The following is a 25188-nucleotide window of genomic DNA, read 5'->3' as shown; positions in this document are numbered from 1 at the left end:
GAACCGATTATTTATTTTCTGGTTTAAGTACTAATTGCCTTGGTGACTAGGCGTACGGCATTTTCAGAAAGGGGTAGCTTTAATGCAGCCTCTTGCCCCTTTTCAGACATTTTCCGCCATGTTTTTTGCAGTATATCAATAAGTTTATCGTCAGGGTGTTCTTTAGAGAAGGGCTCAAAATAATGCTCTAAAAAGACCAAGCAAATAACATCTTCGAGTGTTTGGGTCTCCTCATTCTTTTTTAGTTGTTTCTTTTCCAATAGAAAGGAAACTTTGGCTATGGTTTCTTGATCATATCCTACCTCCTCTAAAATTGAAGTGGCAGTTTGGGCATGAAACTTTTTAAGCTCTTGACGCCACTTAAGGTAACCGATCCTGTTCATTTCATATGACTCGCGAGGTATTTCCCAACGACAAATGTGTTGGCAACGCGCGGTCAATCGTAAAGCTTCAGAGGCTTGCGGGGCAAACTTGTCCAGTTGGTCAGACATCCTAATGGCATAAAGAACTTCTTTCGGATAGCTTTTTCCTTTAAACTCTTCGGTATTCGGATCCTTACTATTGGCCGCATCGAATTTTTTAAAGGCTTCGTCTAATTTATTGGAGGTAGGCATAAATTATATTTTCTGGAAAGATAATAATTTCCTTTCCCAATCATTGGCTTACTCCCTTATAAACCTATAAACGAATAGAATCTTTCATTCGCTAAATCCGATGTAAACATAACCATCAATTATACGAACCGGATAGGTGGCAATAGCACCCAAACTACCATTAAGGTTCTCACCTGTTTTTAACGAAAAAGTATTTTTGTGAAGCGGACAGGCAATTTTTGGTTCTAAATTTTCTTCTCCGATCATACCTCGTGACAAGACCATTTCCATCTTATGCGGACAAAGATTTTGGCATGCATACCAATTGCCTTCTCTGGTAAAATTGAAAACCGCTATTTGCTTTTCTTTATACTTAACACACGCTCCTCCATTTTTCGGAAACTTATTGACCAAGGCTGCTTTGTACCAAACCTTGACATCTTCAATTGCTACGGTCTGATATTTTTCTAATGTTGATGAAATCATTTCTAAATGTTTTAGTTCGTTATTATAACTACACCCACTCTTTGGGCATTTTTTGGTCTCGGAGCGATACAAATTCTATATTATCATCTTCTTCTTCAGAATTAACAAAATGAGTGTATCTCGAGCGGATTTCAGGGTTTTCGACCGCCTCTTTCCATTCACATTTGTAGGTGTCTACATAAGCTTGCATTTCAGCGTCTAATTCACTAACAATACCCAGAGAATCGTTCATGACTACGTTTTGTAAATAGGTAATGCCTCCTTCAAGCTTTTCTAACCAAGCGGCTGTTCTTTGTAAGGGTTGTGCTGTTTTTATGTAAAACATTATGAACCGATCTACATAGGTCATTGCAGTCTTTTTATCTACTTTTTCTACAAGTAGTTCGGCGTGTCTTGGATTGGCACCACCATTGCCGCCTACATAAACATTCCACCCGCCTTCAACGGCGATGAAGCCAAAATCTTTGCATCGGGCCTCGGCACATTCTCTAATACAGCCAGATACCCCGCCTTTTAATTTGTGGGGCGACCGAATACCCTTGTAACGATTTTCAATTTCAATGGCAAAACTTACGCTTTCATCCATACCATAACGACACCAAGTTGAACCGACGCAGCTCTTTACGGTTCGAAGCGATTTTCCGTAAGCCTGCCCGGTTTCAAAACCTTCGGCTATGAGTTCTTCCCAAATTAGGGGTAGTTCATGTAATTTTGCCCCGAACAAGTCGATGCGCTGCCCTCCCGTGATTTTCGAATAGAGATCATATTTTTGGGCTATTCTGCCTAAAGCCATTAATTGTTTCGGAGTTATTTCTCCGCCAGCTACGCGGGGTACGACCGAGTAAGTACCATTTCGTTGAATATTGGCTAGATAACGGTCGTTACTATCTTGTATCGTTTCTTGTTTATTGGCCGTTTCGTTGTAAATACTTGCGAAAATACCGGCCGACACCGGTTTGCAAATTTCACAGCCATGACCTGTACCGACAGTATCGAGCAATTCATCATAATCTTTGATTCCTCGGGTCTTTACGATATCATAGAGCTCTTGCCTTGAATAATTAAAATGTTCGCAAATACTGTTTTTTACTGTTTTACCTAACGATTTTAAGCTTTCGGTAACCAAGTCGGTAAGCATGGGCTTACAGCCCCCACAGCCCGTTCCTGCTTTTGTAGCCTTCGATACCGATTTGACCGTTTCATTGCCGTCATCAAGAACCGAGCAGCATATAGCCCCTTTAGTAACTGCCTCGCAGGAGCAAATTACGGCACTATCGGGTAGATCCATGGCACTGCCAAACGCGGAGCCGCCTTCGCCCCGGGCGCCCACAATCAATTCTTCGGCATTGTCGGGCAGAGGCATATTGTTGAGATACATTTGATGAAGTATGCTATAATCGCCCGCATCACCTACCATAATACCACCTAGAAGAGTTTTACCGTCATGGCTGACATTTATTCTTTTATAGATACCCTTGGTTTTATTTTCATATATTATAGAAAGCCCTTTGTCGGCAGGCATATAGGGTACTCCGAAACTGGCTACATCGACACCGATTAATTTCAGTTTTGTAGACATGTCGATTTCTTTTTGCATGGCCACGTTATGATTTTCTAAAATCTGGTTGACCGCAACCTCTGCCATTTCATAACCGGGAGCGACCAGCCCGTATATCATCTGATTATAAAGCGCTACTTCACCTATCGCAAATATTTTCGGGTCTGAGGTCTGCATTTTATTGTTAACCATGATACCGCCACGAACTCCCATTTCGAGATCGCATGTTCTTGCAAGTTCATCTCGAGGCCGAATTCCGGCCGAGACCACGAGCATATCTACTTCTAAGGTATCGTCTTCACCAAAATCCATTCCGGTGATTACCCCATTGCCCAAGATACGGTTGGTAGCTTTGCCAGTGTGTATTTGAATGCCCATAGACTCTAAAGTCAGTTGAAGAACATTACTACTTCTTGCATCAAGCTGTCTCGGCATGAGTTTGGGGGCGTATTCGACAACATGGGGTTCAAGACCCATATCCATTACAGCTTTCCCTGCTTCAAGTCCTAAAAGACCACCCCCAAGTACGGCTGCTTTGCCATTCGATTTTCTGCTCTTTATTTTTTCGGCATAAGCAAGCATGTCTTCAAGGTCTTCAATAGTTCGGTAGACAAATACACCCTCCTTCTCTACACCGGTAATAGGCGGCACGAAGGGCGCAGAGCCTGTAGCGAGTACTAGATAATCGTATGAATATTCTTTATCGCTTGCCGTGGTAACGGTTTGCTTATCTCGATGAATATCGGTTACCCGTTCTTTAATGATTAAATCAATATTGTTATCGGTATACCAATCTAAAGATGCCAGCTCTAATGCCTTTGCATCGCGATTGGCGAAAAATTCGCTGAGGTGTACCCGGTCGTATGCGGCTCGGGGTTCTTCGCCAAAAACAACAAGCTTAAAATTTTTACTGTTCTCGTGGGCTATGAACTTCTCGCAGAACTTATAGCCGACCATGCCGTTACCGACAACAATTATTGTTTTCATTTTACTTCGATTTTAGAATCAACGAAACAAAAATAAGTATAAATACGTATTTTTTATCTAAATATATATGAATAATTACGTAGTTTTGTTGTGGTATTCATAATTGTATAACCTTAAAGACAGATATTATGATAGGGAAAAACAAATCAATTGTTACATTGGTAGGGGCGGGTCCGGGTAGTTCAGACCTTATAACTATAAGGGGTTTGAAAGCTTTGGAGAACGCTGATATTGTTTTGTATGATGCTTTAGTAGGAAAAGATATTTTATCATATATAGATAAATCTGTTCCAAAGATATACGTAGGAAAAAGAAGTGGAAAACACTCCTATTCTCAAAATGATATAAATAAGTTGTTGGTTGATGCTGCTTTTGAATACGGGCATGTAGTGCGTTTGAAGGGAGGAGATCCTTTTGTGTTTGGAAGGGCATCGGAAGAGATAGGTTATGTGGAGTCTTTTGGTATTCCCGTTTCTGTTATTCCAGGGGTAACGAGCGCGATAGCTGTTCCGAGCAGTCAAGGTATACCTATGACTTCAAGAGGTGTTAGTAGTAGTTTTTGGGTTATGACCGCAACGAAAAAGGATGGTTCTTTTTCTGAAGATTTGAAATTTGCGGCAAAGTCATCAACCACGATGGTTGTGCTTATGGGGTTGTCGAAACTACTTGAAATCACCGATGAGGTAGGTAGGTATAGGGGGGCTATGACGCCCATAGCTGTTATTCAAAACGGTACTCTACCTGATGAAAACTGTGAGGTGACTACTTTAAAACGTGCTAGTGAATTACTTGGGCGCCTTAAACCGGGTATGCCAGGTGTTATTATTATTGGTGATGTGGTGGCTGAACATCCTTCTTTTTTTGAGGAAGAGGTACAGCGAGTTCTTTACTCCAATTTTTAGGTTTTACGGTATAAATACTAGCTATTAACTATAATACTAGATGAACGATTGCAGCTTCCAAAATTGAGAATTATCAATTTTAGAAGCTTGTTTTTTTTGAATTCACATTATCCGTAAGGTAAATTTTCTTACCTGGTAAAAATCTATAATTACGTACTATTTTCAATTAATTACTACGTATTACTACGTATAAATACGTAATATTGTAAAGAATATTTTAGGGAACATCAATTTAAAAATCAGTATTATGAAAACACAAGCCTCTAAAAAAGCAACAACTTTAAAGCTCACTGATATCAAAAGTGTGCCTATTCGTACCTTTTGGATTACTTCCATCGCCTTCTTCATTTGTTTCTTCGCATGGTTTGGTATAGTACCATTTATGCCAGATGTGGTTAAAGATTTAGGGCTAACTCCCGACCAGAAATGGAACTCTATCATATTAGCAGTGACAGGTACGGTTTTCGCCCGATTATTGATTGGTAAATTATGCGACCGATTTGGTCCGAGAATATGTTATACCTATCTACTAATTCTTGGTGCCATACCAGTTATTTTAATCGGTTTTGTACAGACCCCGCTACAGTTCTTAATCTGTCGGTTGTTCATTGGTTTCATCGGTGCTTCATTTGTAATTACCCAATTTCATACTTCGATTATGTTTGCTCCTAATATTGTGGGCACCGCCAATGCTACTTCTGCTGGTTGGGGTAATTTAGGTGGGGGTGCCAACCGATTAGGTATGCCTTTGATAGCAGCAGCTGTAGTTAGTTTTGGGGTGGCCGATGAGATCGCTTGGCGATATTCGATGGTAATTGCAGGTATAATCGCAATGCTGATGGGGCTTGTATATTATTTCTTTACGACCGATACCCCTGACGGTAACTTTTCTGACCTTAAGAAAGAAGGAAAAATGCCTGCGTTGAAAAAAGATGAGGAGAGTTTCATGAGCGTACTTAAAGACTATCGAGTGTGGATATTGTTTATAGTCTACGCCGCTTGTTTCGGTATGGAACTTACTGTTTATGGTACTATGGATGACTACTTGCAGAATAATTTTGGTCTTACCCGTTCGACTGCCGGTAACTTGGTACTCTCATTTGCTCTAATGAATATTTTTGCCCGAACCTTGGGGGGATTTTTCGGTGATCGATTCGGTAGATTAAAAGGTCTAAGGGGCAGAGTAATTTTCTTGACAATAATTCTAGCCGCTGAAGGCCTCATGCTTTCTACTTTCTCACTGGCAACAAGTCTCTCGGTCGGTCTTATATTCTTAATTGCTTTTAGCCTTACGGTTCAGATGGCCGAAGGAGCAACCTTTTCGGTTGTACCTTTTATAAATAAAAAGGCTATAGGTTCCATTTCCGGTATTGTGGGCGCAGGGGGTAATGTGGGGGCATTTTTGGCAGCACTTTTCTTAAAGTCGAAATCTGCCATTGCCGAAACCAATGCGTTGGCGGCAAATTCAGCTCTGGGGGAAGAAGCAATGAAGGCCGCACAATCTACGGCTGCCGCAGGTGCGGTCTCAAGCGGCTATTTTGTGATAGGTATTTTCGTAGTCATAAGTGCCCTGACGACCTTGGCTATCAAATTTTCAATGGCTGATGAAAAAGCGATAGAGGAAGAAATGAAGGGAGAATTGGCCATCTCCGGTTCTGCTAAATAGAAATTTTCTAAAGCGGTATGTTCTTCTAGGTTATTGTTGGCTAGAGAAGCATACCGCTACAGTTACCCAATTTATAAAACCTGATGTATGAAAAACATTTATATTTTTCTGTGCCTTTTCTTGCTCTCATATCAAGATACTTTGGCTCAATTTACCCTTGATGGCGAGTTTAGGCCACGTACCGAATATCGACATGGTTTCGGAAGTATTATTGCAGATGCAGCTGATCCAGGATATGCCATTTCAACACGTATTAGGCTAAACACAGGGTATAAGTTCGATTCTTATGAGTTTTATTTGAGCTTACAAGATGTTATGGTCTGGGGTGAGAACAGGCAGATATTACCTCATGATCAAAACAATTCTTTTGCAGTTTTTCAAGCTTGGGCGAAACTAAAATTAGGGGAACGTTTTTCAACCAAATTGGGCCGTCAAGTAATTGCATACGATGACCAACGTATTTTTGGCGGACTTGATTGGGCCCAGCAAGGGAGAAATCACGATGCCGCCCTGTTGAGTTACAAGAAAAATAGTTTTATGGCCGACTTGGGCTTGGCTTTTAATCAAGATTTTAATAATCCTGCAGGTTTTCAATCGGTCGGAACAATATACAATACGGCAGGTTTTTTCTCTTATAAATCGATGCAATACCTATACGTAAAGAAAAAATGGAATGAATTTTCTGGAAGTCTGTTATTACTGAACAATGGCTTTCAGAATTTTACGGGCGAAGGTGAAGAAAGCGTTGCCGATGGTGTCAGCAATTTACAGACCTTAGGTACTCATTTGAATTATAAGAAAGGTAAATTCGGGGCCGCTTTAAACGCCTTTCTTCAAACCGGTGAACGTCAAAACAATTTAAAGGTGGCTTCAGCCTATTTACTGGGTCTTGATTTAACTTATAAGGCATCTCCCAAAATTGGTTTGGGCATCGGAACAGAGGTGATAAGTGGCAATAAGGCAGATACGGCAGATAAGACCGAAGCGTTTTTTCCCCTTTATGGTACCAACCATAAGTTCAATGGTTTTATGGATTATTTCTATGTGGGAAATCATGCCAATTCAATCGGACTCTTTGATCTTCATGCCAGTGCTAATTTCAAATTAGGCGACAAATCAGGTTTGCTGCTCAAGGTTCTTAAATTTAACGGAGAACAAGAACTGCCCAGTGGTGAAAATTCTTTGGGTACTGAAATAGATATAGTATTCTCGCAGAATTTTAATGGTTACGGATTAAAATTTGGTTACTCACATATGTTTGCTGCAAGTGGAATGTATGAACTAAAGGGTATAGCTGATGAAGCTGCAGCAAGCAGCCAGAATTGGATTTGGGCCATGTTGGTCATCAAGCCAAAGTTTATCAATACAGCTAAAAATTAAGTACTCTTATTATACGATGCTTCGATGGAGCCGTTATGACCTCTTTTGGTTGTGGCGGTTCGTTTTTTGTATTCTTTCCATTCAAATACATATTTATGACCTTAGTTTTCATAGATTGTCAGGGATTATAAAATTCATCTATATTTGTACGTACAAATACTTACACCTTGAATCAAACTACAAGTATCGTTTTAGTGGATGACCATTCACTGGTACGTGACGGAATACGGGCATTATTAGAAAGCGAATCAGACCTCGAAGTTATCGGGGAAGGGTCAGATGGAAAGGAAGCGCTAGAATTAGTAAAGAACAAACAACCTGATTTGTTGATTATAGACATTCGAATGCCGAAAATGACAGGTATCGAAGCTGTTCATGCATTAAATGCCGGCAAGTCTTCAGTAAAGTCTATAATCTTATCAATGCACGATTCAGAAGAATATATTCTACAGTCGGTAAGTGCCGGTGCGAATGGGTATCTGTTAAAGGATACCGGAAAAACAGAATTTATAAAGGCGATACATACCGTTCGCGAAGGTGGAAAATATTACAGTGGAGATATCTCCAATATTTTGGTCAACAATTTGTTGAACCCCAGTAAAGAAATCACTGATACCCCCAAAAAAGGAAAGCAGACCGAAAATCCCTTTGATCTAACCAATAAAGAATTGCAGGTTTTAGAATTGGTTTTGTCCGGTTTGACCAATAAACAGATTTCTGAAAAATTACAGAATAGTAAGCGTACGGTAGAAACCCACCGTTTTAACTTAATGCGCAAGATGGATGTTAAAAACTTGATAGACCTTTCTAAAAAAGCTCAAGAGTACAATTTGGTTTAGTAACTGATTTTTTAAATTTTCAGTATTCATTTTTCCTATCTTTCGGGCTGTTTAATTGATGAAAAATCTCTTTTTTATCATTATCAGCTAACGATTATGACCAAATACTTCCTTTTTTTTGCCTTATTGATTTCCATTCAATGTGCCACCAAAGAAACTAAAAATATAACCCATAATGTCTACGATTACGGCGCGACAGGCGATGGGGTGACCAATGATCAGATAGCTATTCAAAAGGCCATTGATGCGTGTAAAGGTACGGGAGGCAAGGTCATTTTTCCTGAAGGATCATTCTTGACGGGGCAGTTAATGTTGGGCAATAACATGACTTTGCAATTAGATTCTACAGCTACTATTTTGGGCATACAATCAGATGCCGAAGATGCATATCCACACCATAAAATAGAGACCCGTTTTCCTAATCGAATGCTAGAAGATTGCCAACGCAGGTTAATTTATGGCAACCATGTAAAAAATGTAACTATTACCGGAAAAGGAAAAATAGATGGGCAAGGCGATTATGACCCATGGATGAATGTTAAGGAGCTTGGTACCGAAAAAGATAGGCCATCAATCTTAGCCTTTGTCGGTTCCAAAAATATTACCGTCTCTGATATTACTATGGTCGACCCGGCCTGTTGGACCCAAGTTTATATAGAATCTGATAGTATAACCATACGCAATATCAAAGTACATACAGGTAATTTGACCCCCAATCGTGATGGAATCGATATTGTAGATTGCCACAAGGTCTTGATTGAAGATTGTGATATTAAGTCTGAAGATGATGGCATTTGTTTCAAGAGTGGAAGTGAATATGGGTGTAAAGATGTGGTAGTGCGTAATTGCACTATTGACAAATTGAATGTAAATGCAGGTAATTGTTTTAAGTTGGGAACCGATGGTTTAGGAAGCTTTATGAATTTCGATATTTCGAACCTTACTCTGAAAAATGCCTTTCAGAACTCGGCTATTGTTTTAGAATCTATGGATGGTGCGGTAATCGATAACATAAATATTAGCGATTGTGAGATTTCAAATTGCGGACAAGCAGTTTTTATGCTTTTGGCCGATAGAAAACGTACGGTGCCAGGTCGTAAGCCTAGAATTGGCAGCATCTCGAACATCCACCTTAAGAATATCAACGGTAGGGATTATACCAAGCAATACCCATCAATTATTACCGGTATAGAAGGCCACAACATTCAAAATGTGGTTCTAGAGAATTTGAATTTACAATTAAAAGGAGGTATTCAGAAGACCGATCAAACAGTTATGGAGTATGATGGAAAATACCCAGAGGGTAGTAAATTCGGCAACACCAATGCCTACGCTTTTTATGTTAGACACGCCGATAAGGTCGATTTCATTGGCTGTAAAATCAGCGCGGAAGAAGAAGATGCCCGTGAATGGTTGATTCAAGAGAAGGTGGCGCAACTAAATATTCAGTAAGATTTGATTTAGAAAACTTACCAACCACTTTAACCCAACTATTGAGCATGAGCGACTATCGATTAAATACAGCTTTAAAAACTGCTACCTTATTAATACTGTCATTCTTTTTGATAGGTACAATATATTCTCAAGAAAAGAACCTCGACTTGGCGAAAAAGTTGGTATTGGTGTCTGAGCACGAAAGCCCGGTCATAGAACCCGACCATCGTGATGTTCTGGGTACCAATAATCAAACAGGTTTTGAAACAGGGCAGGTGGTGAAAATTGATGATACCTACCATATGTTCGTAAATGAAATGTTTTTCCGTTCTCATCGGGATCTTCGCATTTCGTATTGGACCAGTTCTGATGCCGTAAACTGGAAGCGGCAAAGCACTGTAGTAGAGAGTATACCAGGTCGCTCCCCATTCAATCCGAGATCGGAAGTATGGGTGACCGGTGTTGAGTTCAATACAAAAGAAAACGCGTGGAACATTTTTTATGTAGCCTATAGAGGTGGCGACAAGTCTAAAAGAGAACTACCTGGCAGTGACTATCAAGGGCGTATTTGGCGTGCCAAATCTGTCTTTCAAGGAGTCGAAGGTATCGCAGGCCCTTATGCCGATATGGGTATTGTGCTACAACCCGATGAAAATTCTCAAGAGTGGGAGGGGCAACAAGCGGTGGCGACTTTTAATCCATATAAAGTGGGGGAAAATTGGTATGCCTTCTATGATGGGCATAACTATATTCCCAAAGGTCCTTGGCCGGTGGGCTTGGCCAAGGCACCCAGCTTAGAGGGGCCATGGGAGAGATTGCCCGAAGGGGTGAACCCTTTGCCGATTGCCAAAGAATTTATCGAAAACCCTCAGGTTACCGAACTAAAAGACGGAGGATATTTGGCCGTATTCGATTCTTTAGGAGATCAAGAAATTGCCTATAGTACCTCTGAAGATGGAGTGAAATGGACACCGGAACAACGAGTGAAGATTCAGTCAAAAGGTAAAATGTGGGGTGCAAAAGGTGATCATGCCATGCGTACCCCTTTGTGTGCGATAGAAGAAGATAACGGTACTTTTACGGTGATCTATACTTCAATGATGAATTTGAAAGGGAGTAAGTTTTACGCAATCGGAAAATGTTCTCTAGCGTGGAAATAGTTAATACATCGGTAATGTAGTGGCTATTCGTAAAAAATCGAAAATATTAATAATATATTCGTAACTTTTTATTGCTGCCAAACATAAAGTTATATCTTGTAATTCTTTTTGAACCATCAATCACTTTTTCATGAGAACACTGGTTTTTATTATTCTTTTTCATTCATTTAATTTTCTTTTTGCGCAATCGATTGCTAAAGACCGAGTTATTGTTTTAACTGATATAGAGGCCGATCCCGACGATACACAATCTTTGGTTCGTCTATTTCTTTACGCCAATGAGATAGAGATAAAAGGCTTGGTAGCTACGACTTCATGCTGGCTACAATCATCGATACATCCTGAATCCATAGAGAAAATTATCGAAGCATATGGTAAAGTACAATCCAATTTAACGAAACATGCCGAGGGTTTTCCTTCTGAAAAAGACCTTATGGCTTTGGTTAAGAACGGTCTCCCGAAATACGGTATGACCGGAGTTGGTAAGGGTATGGACTCAGAGGGTTCTGATTGGATAATCACCGAGCTTGAAAAAGAAGATGATAGGCCTTTGTGGATTTCTGTTTGGGGAGGAGTGAATACTCTTGCCCAGGCTTTACATACGATAAGGGAAACCAAATCGCCCCGAGAAGTGAAAAATATGGTATCTAAACTACGGGTCTATACAATATCTGACCAAGATGATAGTGGAATATGGATTCGTAACAATTTTCCCGATCTTTTCTATATTGTGACCCCTGGTGATGATTATGGGTCTGCCACTTGGACGGGTATTAACTCTGTGATTAAAGGCATAGACAATACCACCATAAGTAACCCTTGGCTTACGGAACATATACAGCAAGGGCATGGTCCGCTAGGGGCTGCATACCCTGATGTCGCTTGGGGAGTTGAGGGAGATACACCGGCCTTTCTATCACTTATACCCAATGGGCTCAATGTTTCTGAGCATCCCGAGTGGGGTGGTTGGGGTGGTCGCTATGAGTTGTATAAGCCTGATTTCTCAAAGACAAAAGAAGGTCACTCAATAGTAGAAATCGCACCGGAAACGCGAGCGATATGGACAAATGCTAGCGATAGTCTAGTTCGATATCTACCTAAAATGTACGGTAGAACGGTTCAATACGACAGTATTTCCCATCAAAGTGATAAAGCTAGCCTGTGGCGTTGGCGTGATGACATTCAGAATGATTTCGCTGCGCGAATGGATTGGTGTACACAAACGTATGAAGAGGCCAACCACCCTCCCGTCGTTACCCTGACCCATGATGATAAAATTACGATTAAAGGGGGTGAGAATTTTACATTAGATGCTTTTGAGAGCACAGACCCAGATGGTGACAACTTGAGCTTTTTGTGGTACAATTACCCAGAAGCAGGCTCTTACCAAAAACTAATTAAGGTTAATGGTGCCGAAAATGTACATCAAGCTTATTTTACCGCACCTAAAGTAAAGAAGAAACAAACGGCACATTTTATTGTTAAGGTTTCCGATAAAGGTACACAACAATTGAGCCGATATAAAAGGGTGATTGTCACTCTAACTCCTTGATGTTTTTAAATAAACCATTGTGCCATAGCTTTATGAATAGATTTAGAGTATGTTTTTTATTTGTTTTAGTAGCCCATATGGGTTGGAGTCAGTTCAAAACCCCGGCATCCCAAGAGCCATTCTTGACTAAAGATCAAGTGGGCGCCCATGCTTTGCCGACAGAAATAGCTCCAATTCAGGCTCCTTTTGATATGCCTGACTTAAAAAGGCCGACATTCGCAGCCTACAGTATTGATATTAGTAAAGCTGGAGCAAAATCTGGTCAAAAAGTGACCGAAATTATTCAGAAAGCCATAGATAAAGTGAACCGAAGAGGTGGTGGTACCGTTGTAGTACCTTCAGGTAAATGGCTTACATCTCGCATTGAACTGAAAAGCAATGTGAATCTAGAACTTCAAGAAGGCGCCGAGCTTCTAATCGGAGGGGCTATTGAAGATTACTTACCTGCGGTGTTCACTCGGGTAGAAGGTATCGAAATCATGTCTAGCGGTGGGTTCATTTATGCCCATAAAGCAGAAAATATCGCGATTACGGGAAAAGGTAAGATTATTGGCCCGGGAGAGGATGCTGCCGTGAGGTCGGCCCCAAGCCCCAAGGGAGTGGTCGAAAATGCCATTGACCAAAACGCTCCTGTTAAAGAAAGGATTTATGATGGACATAAGGGAAGGCTCTTCTACAAGCCAAAATCGGTATGTTTGGTCGAGTGCAATAATGTTTTAATTGAAGGCATTACAATTGAGAACAGTGTCACGTGGAATGTGACTCCGATTTACTGTGACGGCGTTATAATTAGAGGGATCACTGTCAACTCCGTGGGTATTCCAACAGGTGACGGAATAGACATCGAATCATCTAGAAACGTATTAATCGAATATGCTACGCTAAATAATGGAGATGATTGTTTTACTATGAAATCGGGCCGCGATAAAGATGGTATTCGTGTCAACCGGCCTACCGAAAATATAGTAGTTAGATATTGTTTGTCAGAGGCAGGTCATGGTGCAATTACAACGGGCAGTGAAACTGCAGGGTGGATTCGGAACGTTTATCTGTACGACTGTATTTTTGATGGTACCGATAGGGGTTTTCGTTTTAAAACCCGTCGCCCTAGAGGTGGTGGGGTAGAGAATATTTACTACGAAAGAGTAAAAATGAATATCAAAAGACATGCTTTGGAGTGGGATTTACTAGGTAGTAGAACTTATGTGGGAGAATTGGCGGATCGCTTACCCAAACGTGAGATTACCGAACTTACACCCAGATATCGAAACTTGTTTTTTCGGAATGTGGAGATACATACCGAAGAGAATTTCATAAAAGCTAAAGGCATACCAGAAGTTCCGTTGACCAATGTTATTATGGAAAACCTAGATGTGACCTCGGGGCAAAATATCTATATGAGCGATGTAAAAGACTTTGTAATCAAGAATTCAATAATTCGAAGCAAAGACCAAAACATTGAAATATTAGAAGGCCATAACGTGAAGTTTGAGAATGTAGATATGATTTATCAAGAATAACTGTCAGACCCTATAGGGTAGAATTGTTTTCTGATTTGTTGGCGGCTTGAGCAAGTTTTTCTGTAGTTGGCTCGTAAATACCTTTGTAAATTTCGTATAAGTCAGGAATTACGGTTCTGGCAATTCTCGAATTGCTGTTCAAGAGTACGCAAATTCCCAAGTCTGCTTCCGGGTACATGGCAATTTCATTTCGGTAATTGTTTACGCTTCCGCCATGGTGCCAAATAGTTTTCTCTAAAGGGTTTCCATCTTCGGTGAACTTATGAATTCTCCAACCGAATCCGTAGAACGACTTTTCATGGCCTGGCCATCTGTGGTAATATTTATGACTTCCAGGAATTTCGATAAATGGGGTAAAGGCTTCCGATATAGCTTTTTTATCAAGTACTTCTGAATTATGCCCCAATAAAAAACGCATCCATTTGGCCATATCGTGGGCGCTGGCATTGATGCCTCCGGCCGCGATAGCATTGTAATAGTTGTCACTGAGTCTAAGGGTCTGCCAACCGTTACGTCTTTTAGAATGGGGTAGGGCCACATTAATGGTCTCGTTCAAGGTTTTATAGTCCATTGAAGTGCTACACATGCCTAAAGGTTTGAAAAATCGATTGTTCAGTGATGCACTTATTTCACTACCGGTAGCTTTTTGCATAACTTCACTACAGAGTGCAAAAATAGCATTTTGATAACTGTACATGGTGCCAGGTTTACTGATTGGTACCACCTCTTTAAAACGAGATGCAATAGTTTCCATGGGCAGGCCAGCTTCAACAAGATTGGTAAAACTATGATACGGGGTGCCCGAAGTATGTGAAAGAATATTGGCCAAGGTAATCTCAGAAGTATTTCGTGCGTCACCTAATTGAAACTGCGGCAAATAGTCAATAATGCGATCTTTCCATTCCAAATACCCATCATTTTTCAAATCGGCAGCTAAGATACCCGCGAAACCTTTTGAGAGAGAACCTAATCTAAATACAGTCTCCCCATCCACGGTATAATTATGGTTATAATTTCGTCTTCCGAAACCTTCGGCCAGAACAATGCTATCAGATTGAACGATGCTTACACCGGCACCGACGATATCGCCTGAGGCAATTGCTCTTTTAAAATAGGTAGTTAAAGCCGACTTTAGCTTTTGCTTGTCAGACAAGTACTTTTTAGAATCAATTCTGTTTTCCGCGATTTGTTGAGGTGCTTTTAAAGTGACTTTTTCAACGGTAGTTGATGATGTTTCCGAATTTTTGGTGCTAGAAGTTGCAATTATTAGGGTTAAGGTCAAAAGCGCAAATACCGCTAGGAATTTAATTGTTCGCATGTGAAAATTCAGAGATTAGCTTTTCGGTTAACAGGTATGAATATAGGATGAAATACTTAAATAACGGATGAAATACATTATTTCTTATACAATTCGGTATTTTTTATTGTTAATTTATGGTACTGCCATTTTTTCATATGTTTTCATGCCAACTTCTTAAAGTTAAAAGGGATATATTTTAATAATTGAAATCTAATAACAAATTATATGCACGATCGGATATTTTATCATATATATCCCCTTGGACTTTTAGGTGCACCGAATATAAACAACTTCGATTCTGAGCCTAAAAAGCTACTCTTTGAATTAGATTCTTGGTTGAACCATCTTTTAGAGCTAGGCTGCAATGCGCTTTACTTAGGTCCTGTTTTTGAATCGACCTCACATGGTTATGACACTGCAGATTATTATAGCGTAGACCGGCGTTTGGGCAATAACGAGTCTTTGGTCGATATTATTGAAAAGGCCCATAAACTTGGTGTCAAAGTCGTCATTGATGCGGTTTTTAATCATGTTGGCAGAGATTTCTGGGCATTTAAAGATCTACAGGAAAAGGGAGAAAGGTCACCTTATAAGAACTGGTTTTCTAATGTTGATTTTACGAAGAAGAGCCCCCTTGGCGATTCTTTTTCCTATAGTTCTTGGCGGGGATATTATCAGTTAGTAGAACTTAACCTAAAAAATGAAGAGGTTAGAAAACACCTTTTTGGAGCCGTAAGGTTATGGGTGGAAGAATTTCAAATCGATGGTCTCAGACTTGATACGGCCGATGTTCTTGATTTTTCATTTATGAGTGAGTTATCGAAATACTGTAAGCAGCTTAAACGGGATTTTTGGCTTATGGGTGAGGTGGTTCAGGGCGACTATCGCAAGTGGATAGGTGAAAGTATGCTAGATTCGGTGACTAACTATGATTATCACGCACCGCTCTATCAGAGTTTCAATGAGAAAGATTTTGATAGATTAAGTAGTATTCTTAATCGGCAATATGGACCGACCGGCAAATATAAAAAGCTTCATTTATATTCTTTTGTAGACAATCACGATGTCAATAGGGCGGCTAGTGACCTTAATAAGCCAGAACACCTTTATCCTCTTTATCTATTACTTTTTACACTGCCTGGTATTCCTGCCCTGTATTATGGCAGCGAGTGGGGTTTTGAAGGGCAAAGGAAAGAGGGGAGTGATACCGAGTTACGCCCACATGTTGTTTATAGTAAGCGATTTTCTTGGGTGAAGCACCCTGATTTATTTAATTCGTTAAAACGATTTATAGAACTACGTAAAACTATTTATGCATTGGCAGAAGGAGATTTCGAAGAGGTTTTAGTCAAAAAAAAGGTATATGCCTTTTTAAGATATCAAAAAAATGAAATGGTTTTAGTGATTGTAAATTCTGATAAGTGCTCTAGAACAGTTTATCTGAAAGCCACTCAAATTAGAGTTGGTAATTATAGAGATGTATTGAACAATATTAATTATTTATGCGCAGAAGAGAAAGGCCTGAAATTGGTAGTTTCACCAAATTGGGGAGCTGTTCTTCAATATTTAGGTTGAATTTTATGAAGTAAATACCTCCGTTTTTTATTGTACTCTCAAATTTGCGCTTAACTTTTACGATATATTTACTACGTATATATACGTATTTTTATAATTTGCATACGTAAAGTAGGTTGCTTCTAACCTCAATTTTTTGAACATGCAAAAAAATAATGTACATAAAACCATTTGTTCCTACTGCGGGGTGGGTTGTGGTATCGATGTATCAGTTGACAATAAGGGTACCATAAAAGTTGAAGGTGATGAATCTTACCCGGTAAACAAAGGAATGTTATGTTCGAAAGGTAAGAACCTAAACTATGTAGCTCAAGATACTTCAGACCGTATTTTATACCCTGAGATGCGTTGGAGCCGTAACCATCCTAAGCAACGGGTTTCATGGGACACGGCTTTTGAAAGGGCTTCAGCGGTATTTCAGAGCATTATAGACAGGCATGGCCCCAATAGTGTGGGGTTTTACGTATCGGGTCAGTGTCTCACCGAAGAGTATTATTTGGTCAATAAGTTGGCAAAGGGCTTCATCGGCACAAATAATGTTGATACCAATTCTAGACTTTGTATGAGTTCGGCGGTTGTCGGTTATAAAAAAATGCTTGGTGAAGATTCGGTTCCTATTTCGTATGACGATATCGAGCTTTCCGACTGTTTTTTAATTGCCGGGGCGAATCCCGCCTGGTGTCACCCAATTCTTTTCCGTAGGATCGAAAGGCACAAAGAAGAAAACCCCGATGTGAAAATCATTGTAGTAGATCCTCGAAAAACACAAACTTGTGCGATAGCAGACCTTCATCTGCAAATTTTACCGGGTACCGATGTGATTCTTTTTAATGCTATGGCCCGATGGTTGATAGAGAAGAAAAAAATCGATAAAAAATTTATAAAGAACCACACCAGTAATTTCGAGGCTTGTAAAGAGAGCGCTTTTCAGCTTACCCTTAGAAAGGCGGCCGATCTGTGTGGTATTACAGTTGAAGAAATTCGTAAGGCCGCTGCCTATATTGGTAATTCTAAAGCATTTCTATCAATGTGGACTATGGGACTCAACCAAAGCGTTATTGGCGTGAGCAAGAATTTGGCACTGTTGAACCTTTCTTTGCTTACAGGCCAAATCGGAAAACCGGGTTCTGGTCCTTTTTCGCTTACCGGACAACCAAATGCGATGGGAGGCCGTGAAGTTGGCGGCATGGCAAGTCTTTTAGCGGCACATAAAGATTTGGGTAACCCGAGACATCGTGAAGAAGTTGCTGACTTTTGGGGAGGCAAGGCTATTTCTGGTGAAGCGGGTTACACCGCTACGGAGATGTTCGATGCGTTGGAAAGTGGCAAAATGAAAGCTGTTTGGATCATCTGTACCAACCCCATAGTGAGTTTGCCCAATGCAAATAAAGCTGAAAAAGCGCTACAGAATGCCAGTTTCGTGGTTGTACAAGACATTTCGCATAATTCTGAAACGACGAAGTTCGCCGACTTACTTTTGCCGGCTGCAGGTTGGCTTGAAAAAGAAGGTACGATGACCAATTCAGAGCGTAGAATAAGTTATCTGCCAAAGGTTATCGATGCCCCTGGGGAAGCACTTCCCGATGTTGAAATTTTATGGCGCTTTGCCCAAAAAATGAAATACAACGGCTTTGATTATAAAAATGCAAGTGAGGTTTATGACGAACATTGTTTATTGACCAAAGGCACTAATATCGATATTTCTGGCTTGTCTTACCATCGCTTACAGACTGAAGGCAGTTTTCAATGGCCTGTACCCAGTGTCGACCACAAGGGCACCCCAAGGTTATTTACAGACTTACAATTTTATACAAATGATGAAAGGTCCCATTTTAATGCACCTCCGAAGCTATATAATCAATCGGAGCAAATTTCTACAGATTATCCTCTGATATTGAATACCGGTCGAGTGCGAGATCAATGGCATACCCGCACCAAGACCGGTAAGGTTAAGCGTTTGCTTACGCATATTCCAGAACCTTTTTTAGAAATGAATAAGGTCGATGCTTATTTAAGAGGATTGAAAGAAGGTGATGTGGCCGTAATTAAAAGTAGAAGGGGGCAGGTTCAGGTTAAGGTCAAGGTGAATTTTGATATTCGTGAACGCGTGGTCTTTTTACCGATGCATTGGGGCAAAGTACTCAATAATGATTTCGGTAGGGCGAATAATATTACCAATGACCTTATAGATCCCATATCAAAAGAACCTGATTTCAAATACTGTGCGGTTCAGGTCGAAAAATATGTGAAACCAAAGCAAAAAGTTTTGATTATCGGTGCCGGGGCGGCAGCTTATCGTTTCGTTCAGACCTATCGATCAAAGAATAAGCTAGATGAACTTCATGTTTTTTCAAGGGAGAGCGACCCATTTTATAATCGTGTTCTTTTACCGGAATACGTTAGCGATGAATTGACTTGGGAAGCCTTGGAGAAATTGAAAAAAGGAGAGGTGAAAAAGTTAGGCATCCATTTACATTCGGGTCTAGGTATAACGCAAATAGATAAAGAAAATCAGAAGGTTACCGATGATTCGGGTAATGAACACAACTATGATGTTTTGGTTATGGCGACCGGTAGCCGAGCCTTTGTGCCAAGTGATGTTCAAATTAATTTGCCCGGAAGGTTTACGATGCGTGAACGGGGTGATGCCGACAAGCTTAGAAAGTATCTACAAGAGACAGGTTTGCCAGCTGAAGAACAGCATGTTGTAATTGTGGGGGGCGGACTTCTAGGATTGGAGCTTGCCGCAGCCCTAAAACGAAGAAATGTCAATATAAGTATTATACAGCGGGCCCCACGACTTATGGAAAGGCAACTAGATCGGGTGGCAAGCCGTTTATTGGCAGAAGATGTTTCAGAAAGAGGCATCAAAATTTATTTCGATAATGAAGTGAGCACCGTTTTTGAAGAAAAAGGGCGTAAAAATATACTATCAGTAACCCTTAAAACCGGTCGTAGCATAAAATGTAATGCTATTGTTTACGCCATTGGCACTCGACCAAATATCGAATTGGCCAAATTTTCAGATATAAGAACCAGTAGGGGGGTAATCGTAAATGAATATTTACAGACCAGTGAACCCAATATTTTTGCCCTAGGCGAGATCGCTGAATTCAAGAATTCACTTTTTGGTATTACTTCTGCGGCCGAACAGCAAGCTGATATCGCCGCAAAATATATAATGGGTGACTACGCAAGTATGTACAATGGTTCGGTTTTGATGAATATTTTAAAGTTTGAAGATTTGGATCTTTGTAGTTTGGGTATGGTCAATGCCCCGACGAACGATTCTAGTTATGAAGAGATTATTTTTATGGATGTAAGCAAGCGTTACTATAAAAAGTGTATCGTTAAAGATGATACGTTGCTTGGGGCGATTCTAATGGGTGATAAAAATGAATTTGCCGAGTTCAAGAGATTGATTGAAGATCAAATAGAGCTATCTGAGAAGAGGGAAGAACTACTACGCGGAAACAGCACTTCGGTACCGTTAAAGGGCAAATTGGTATGCTCTTGCAGCCAAGTGGGAGAGGGCAACATTATAGACGTAATCAATGCGGGATGCGAAGAGTTTTCTAAGCTCTGTGCGCAGACCGGTGCTGGTCTTGGGTGCGGTAGCTGCAAACCTGAAGTACAAGAGATATTGAATACACAATTACAAGCGGCCACGGTATAGGCTGCACTAGTTAATGATAAGTGAATTTTTTGGACAAATCACCTAGAGATGAATGATAATTTACATAGAATTATGCTTAAAGGTGGGGTTACTTCCCCAGGGGAGCTTAAAGATTGTATTGCCATGCTTGAAGCTGTTGGCCTCAAAGAAGTTTTTTTCGGTTCAAGGCAAGATTTATTATTCCCCTTAAAAGGTGAAGATGATAAGTTACTCGATAATATTTCTAAGTTCAATGTAGAAATTGAATCGAACAGAAATTTTCAAAATATCGTTTCATCTTACGTGTCGGCCGATATTTTTGAGATGACCCATTGGTTAAAAGGTTCTACCTACCTCTATATTTTAGAGGGTTTTGATTACAGTCCTAAACTAAAAATTAATATCACCGACCCAAAACAAAGATTGGTGCCTTTGTTCAATGGTAACTTGAATTTTATAGCTTCCGAGAATGAAGATTATTGGTACCTAAACCTAAAATTGCCACATTGGGAAAAATCGGCGTATTACCCGGTTCTAATTTACAGTTGGGATATTACTACGTTCGCAAAAACTATTGAAGATATATATGAGGATGTAGCGGATGTCGAAGAATTGGCGTTTATTTTGAATAAAAAGTTAGATGCCAATAGTCGAACGATAGATAAGGAACTTGAAATACCTTACATAAAATTTCCTTACTACGAAGGCATGAACAGAATGGGCCTTGATCAATATTGGTTGGGCCTATATTGGCGAAACAACAACTACAACCTTGAATTTTTGAAAGAATTCTGTGGTTTTTGTCTTGATAATAGTATTGGTAAGATATGTATCACTCCGTGGAAATCTTTTATCATCAAGGGCATAAAAAAGTCTGCCCGACCCGAGCTTGAGCGTTTTCTGGGGCAGAGAGGTATTAATGTTCGGCATTCTCAGCTAGAAATGAATTGGCATTTGCCGGTCGATGATAGCGAAGCTCTTGAACTTAAGAAGTTCTTGGTTCGAAGTTTTGATCAAAACGATATAAGCACCTATGGTTTAACTTTCGGAATCAGTAACGATGTGGGCAAAAGATCACATTTCGCCTCAGTTTTGATAGAAAAGAACGCACCACCTGCGATAGTTAAAGATTTTGAGGTTAGGCCTACATATAACGTTCTTCACTTTGAAAATTTTGATCCTAATATTCAAAAATATGTAGCCTTTGCGCATGACGTTGATAAAATTGAACTACCAGGTTTATTGATGGAACTTAGTAAAAAATATTTTGATCAATTGGGTTCTGAAAAAATTGCTTCGGCCTCTAAACCGACAGCCACTAAAGATGAACAGACCGTTCGTGCAATCTATCAATGCTCATCTTGTCTCACAGTTTATGATGACCAATACGGTGATGCTGCCGCAAGCATTTCGGCCGGAACGCCATTTGCCGAAGTACCGGAAACATACACCTGCCCCGTGTGTGATGCGGTGAAATCACAATTCAAGAAAACCGAATTGGTGATATTGTAAACAAAAAAAACGGTTCCGAGTACGGAACCGCTTTTCGTTTACTGATAGAATTTCCTTTACTTTACATGGCAGTAGTCTCCGCCTGTGAATTGGCTTGAGCACTGCTTTTGGCTTTATTGTTGCGTACCCAGAAATATAGAATCGTAAAAAGTACTATCAAAATTATGGGGAATATGGTCATTGTGCCAATTGTGGCTTGACCAGCAACAAGTTTCAACTCTTCACCAGCTAAACCCTGTGCTGCCGCCATCTCTTGATCTTTATCGATCCAAGTTCCGATGATAGGTTGAAAAATTGAAGAGGAGAACATGCCTACCGCACCCATGATAGAAAGGCCTAAAGCACCACTTTTCGGTATTTTATCAGCAATGAAACCAAGCATGTTGGGCCAAAAATAGGCAATACCCAAGGCAAAGAAAACTGCAGCTACATAGGCCATTGTTCCTGTCTGTGAACTGAATAGAAAGAGGCCGAACAAGGCCAATACGGCAGATCCCAATAGAACACCGGTCTGATCAAATCTGTTGACCATGTCTCCCCCAAAGAATCGAGCAATCGCCATTAAACCTGATGTTAACGCCAAAATCAACATAGGGTGCGCTCCACTACTTGATAAAATTAGTCCTACCCATTGGTTCGGGCCAAACTCGGTAATGGCAGTTAAGGCCATACAGATAATCATGAAAATGAATAAAGGCGATAGCATCGCTTTTAAATTTCCCGATAAGCTTGCAGCTTCCTCTACTTTGGCTTTTGGCCATGTTTGACCGAAGAATAAAAATGCATAAATAAGGGCAGGAATTAAAAGCAACCATACTTGATTCTGTCCTAGAATTCCGAGTTGGGTCATTCCTCCAGATAGTAAACTGCCTAATGCAATACCCCCGGGAAACCACATGTGAAAGCGGTTCATCATTTTACTCATACGAGTACCTTGATAGGCATCGGCAATCATAGGGTTACAGGCGGCTTCAGTACACCCGTTTCCTAAACCAATTAGTAAATTGGCTATTAGCAAGCCCATATAACTACCTGAGAATATTAACAGTAGAATACCGATCGAATGTGCAAAAAATGCAAATTGCATTATGGCTTTACCACCCACTTTATGATAAATCAATCCACCGATTACCATAGAAATAGGAAAACCTAAAAACCACATCGAAGAGATCAATCCCGCTTCGCTTGCGCTCAATGCTAATTCGGTTTTTAATTGTTCTAAAGTTCCTGCGGCAATGGCAAAGGAGAAAGCCGTAGTAATCAATGCAAAGCAACTTGCATAGAAGAGTCTGTTGGCATTACTTGCCGATACTTTTGGTGATGTTTCCATTTGTTATAATTTGGTTTATTGTTTTAAGTATTCTGTTTCAGAATATTAGGGTTTAGGTATGTTTTTTTGCGAAAATTGCAACGAAAGATAAATCAAAAATCCGTAATTGATAAAAAAAAAGGCATCTATCCGATAAAATAATTTCACTGAAATGTTAAAGTAATTGTATCGATAGCCGTTAGAATCATTTAAACATCTCCGTAAAATTCTCGTACTTAGATATTAAGCTATGTTCTTAGAATAGTTAAATAATAGTCTAGCTAAAAACAGTTAAAATCACAATTACGAAAACGTTAGAGTAAGATATTATTTATATATTCACAACTTTGCTGAGAATAAACCAAATTCAACTAAATAACAATAAGAAATGAAAAAATCAGAAAAGAAAAGCTCTGAAGCTTTTTCAACAAAAAATTCTAGAAGAGATTTTGTAAGAAACACCGCATTATTCACTGGTGGTTCTATGCTTCTGCCCAATTTGCAAATGAACGGAATGGTAAATGTTCTAGGTGACAAAAAGCTGAAGTTAGCCTTGGTGGGCTGTGGTGGTCGCGGAACCGGGGCCGCGGTACAGGCACTTAATGCAGACGAGAACGTAGAATTGGTAGCCATGGCCGATGCATTTGAAGACCGCTTGAAAAGTAGTCTGATGAATATTTCAAAAGCCTTGGGAGAAACCAAAAAGGTAAACGTGAAGGAGAAAAATCAGTTCGTGGGCTTTGATGCCGCTCAAAAAGCAATTGATTTGGCTGACGTGGTCATTCTGGCAACTCCTCCAGGTTTTCGTCCTCAACATTTTGAGTATGCCATAAATAATGATAAGCATGTGTTTATGGAAAAACCTGTAGCCACAGACGTGCCCGGGGTTAGAAAGGTATTGGCGGCAGCAAAAATGGCAAAGGAGAAAAAATTGAATGTAGTGGTAGGTTTGCAGCGTCATTATCAAGATAGTTACTTGGCCGCTATGGATCACCTGAAAAAAGATGCCATTGGTTCTATCGTATCAGGTCAAGTGTATTGGAATAGCGGTGGCGTCTGGGTGCGTGAGCGCCAGCCGACCCAAACCGAATTAGAGTATCAAATGCGGAATTGGTATTACTTCAACTGGCTTTGCGGCGATCATATTCTGGAGCAGCATATTCACAATATCGATGTTGCCAACTGGTTCATAGGTGAATATCCGATTTCAGCGCAGGGTATGGGCGGTAGACAGGTTCGAACCGGCAAAGACCACGGCGAAATTTACGATCACCATTTTGTAGAGTTTACCTACCCAAGTGGGGCGGTGATTGCAAGTCAGTGCCGACATCAGCCTGAAACTATGAGTAGGGTATCTGAATTTTTTCAGGGAACAAAGGGAACGGTTTCCACTGAAGGGGATAATGCCACTTTAAAAGATTGGAGCGGTCAAACGATTTTTGAACACCGAGGTAAAGACGATCCGAACCCATATCAAGTCGAACATGTAAAACTATTCGAGTCGATTCGCAACGGGGGAGTAATTTCCGATGCAGAAAATGGAGCTAAAAGTACCATGAGTGCTATAATCGGTCGAATGGCAACTTATTCCGGTAAAGTAATCAAATGGGATGAAGCCATGCAATCTAACCTCGCTTTGGCTCCTGAAAACCTGACGTGGGATTCTCCTGCACCCGTTCAGCCTAATGACGAGGGAATGTACGAAATTCCAACTCCTGGTAAAACAACTGTAATATAAAATAACAGTATTTATGTTATCG

Annotated in this window: 17 protein-coding genes; 12 read left to right on the top strand and 5 right to left on the bottom strand. The window is 40.2% G+C overall.

Going from position 1 to position 25188, the window contains the following annotated elements:
• Positions 1-23: 23 nt before the first annotated feature.
• From IV512_RS11290 to nirB, 3 genes are all read right to left on the bottom strand, one after another.
• Entirely contained in the window at positions 24-614 is a 591-nt protein-coding gene (locus IV512_RS11290; protein ID WP_209403395.1) for a DUF4202 domain-containing protein, read from the bottom strand.
• Between the two features lie 84 nt (positions 615-698).
• Entirely contained in the window at positions 699-1079 is a 381-nt protein-coding gene (nirD, locus tag IV512_RS11285) for a nitrite reductase small subunit NirD (protein WP_245224756.1), read from the bottom strand.
• A 28-nt stretch (positions 1080-1107) separates the two neighbouring features.
• Entirely contained in the window at positions 1108-3624 is a 2517-nt protein-coding gene (nirB, locus tag IV512_RS11280) for a nitrite reductase large subunit NirB (protein WP_209403393.1), read from the bottom strand.
• 128 nt (positions 3625-3752) lie between these two features.
• Here nirB and cobA point away from each other — a divergent pair, with 128 nt between their 5' ends.
• The 8 genes from cobA to IV512_RS11240 all read left to right on the top strand — a co-directional run bounded on the left by cobA (position 3753) and on the right by IV512_RS11240 (position 14077).
• On the top strand, positions 3753-4526 hold the full coding sequence (gene cobA, locus IV512_RS11275) for a uroporphyrinogen-III C-methyltransferase (protein WP_209403391.1): 774 nt from the start codon (positions 3753-3755) through the stop codon (positions 4524-4526).
• Between the two features lie 247 nt (positions 4527-4773).
• The gene (locus IV512_RS11270) at positions 4774-6192 is read left to right on the top strand and encodes an MFS transporter (RefSeq protein WP_209403389.1); all 1419 of its coding nucleotides are present in this window, start codon (positions 4774-4776) and stop codon (positions 6190-6192) included.
• Between the two features lie 87 nt (positions 6193-6279).
• The gene (locus IV512_RS11265; RefSeq protein WP_209403387.1) at positions 6280-7572 is read left to right on the top strand and encodes an alginate export family protein; all 1293 of its coding nucleotides are present in this window, start codon (positions 6280-6282) and stop codon (positions 7570-7572) included.
• Positions 7573-7739: 167 nt separating this feature from the next.
• The gene (locus IV512_RS11260) at positions 7740-8411 is read left to right on the top strand and encodes a response regulator transcription factor (RefSeq protein WP_209403385.1); all 672 of its coding nucleotides are present in this window, start codon (positions 7740-7742) and stop codon (positions 8409-8411) included.
• 96 nt (positions 8412-8507) lie between these two features.
• Complete coding sequence (locus IV512_RS11255; RefSeq protein ID WP_209403383.1) at positions 8508-9863, top strand: glycoside hydrolase family 28 protein; 1356 nt, start codon at positions 8508-8510, stop codon at positions 9861-9863.
• Between the two features lie 47 nt (positions 9864-9910).
• Complete coding sequence (locus tag IV512_RS11250; protein WP_209403381.1) at positions 9911-11005, top strand: hypothetical protein; 1095 nt, start codon at positions 9911-9913, stop codon at positions 11003-11005.
• A gap of 130 nt (positions 11006-11135) precedes the next feature.
• On the top strand, positions 11136-12557 hold the full coding sequence (locus IV512_RS11245) for a DUF1593 domain-containing protein (protein WP_209403379.1): 1422 nt from the start codon (positions 11136-11138) through the stop codon (positions 12555-12557).
• A gap of 32 nt (positions 12558-12589) precedes the next feature.
• Positions 12590-14077 (top strand): glycoside hydrolase family 28 protein, encoded by a 1488-nt coding sequence (locus IV512_RS11240; protein WP_209403377.1) that lies wholly within the window; start codon positions 12590-12592, stop codon positions 14075-14077.
• A 10-nt stretch (positions 14078-14087) separates the two neighbouring features.
• Here IV512_RS11240 and IV512_RS11235 read toward each other — a convergent pair whose 3' ends face one another.
• Entirely contained in the window at positions 14088-15395 is a 1308-nt protein-coding gene (locus IV512_RS11235) for a serine hydrolase (protein ID WP_209403375.1), read from the bottom strand.
• A 207-nt stretch (positions 15396-15602) separates the two neighbouring features.
• Here IV512_RS11235 and IV512_RS11230 point away from each other — a divergent pair, with 207 nt between their 5' ends.
• The 3 genes from IV512_RS11230 to IV512_RS11220 all read left to right on the top strand — a co-directional run bounded on the left by IV512_RS11230 (position 15603) and on the right by IV512_RS11220 (position 22119).
• Positions 15603-16952 (top strand): alpha-amylase family glycosyl hydrolase, encoded by a 1350-nt coding sequence (locus IV512_RS11230; protein ID WP_209403373.1) that lies wholly within the window; start codon positions 15603-15605, stop codon positions 16950-16952.
• Positions 16953-17094: 142 nt separating this feature from the next.
• Entirely contained in the window at positions 17095-20628 is a 3534-nt protein-coding gene (locus IV512_RS11225) for a nitrate reductase (protein ID WP_209403371.1), read from the top strand.
• A 48-nt stretch (positions 20629-20676) separates the two neighbouring features.
• Positions 20677-22119 carry a rubredoxin gene (locus tag IV512_RS11220; RefSeq protein WP_209403369.1) on the top strand — a complete coding sequence of 481 codons (1443 nt, stop codon included), beginning with the start codon at positions 20677-20679 and terminating at the stop codon, positions 22117-22119.
• A gap of 61 nt (positions 22120-22180) precedes the next feature.
• Here IV512_RS11220 and IV512_RS11215 read toward each other — a convergent pair whose 3' ends face one another.
• On the bottom strand, positions 22181-23449 hold the full coding sequence (locus IV512_RS11215; RefSeq protein ID WP_209403367.1) for a sugar MFS transporter: 1269 nt from the start codon (positions 23447-23449) through the stop codon (positions 22181-22183).
• A 367-nt stretch (positions 23450-23816) separates the two neighbouring features.
• On the opposite strand from IV512_RS11215, the gene IV512_RS11210 reads away from it, so the two are divergent.
• Positions 23817-25166: a Gfo/Idh/MocA family protein gene (locus IV512_RS11210; RefSeq protein ID WP_209403365.1), complete on the top strand. Its 1350-nt coding sequence runs from the start codon at positions 23817-23819 to the stop codon at positions 25164-25166.
• Positions 25167-25188 lie beyond the last annotated feature (22 nt).

This window comes from Pseudozobellia sp. WGM2 (genome assembly GCF_017810075.1).
GTDB lineage: Bacteria > Bacteroidota > Bacteroidia > Flavobacteriales > Flavobacteriaceae > JADNYK01.
This window is presented reverse-complemented; position numbering and strand designations above follow the sequence as displayed.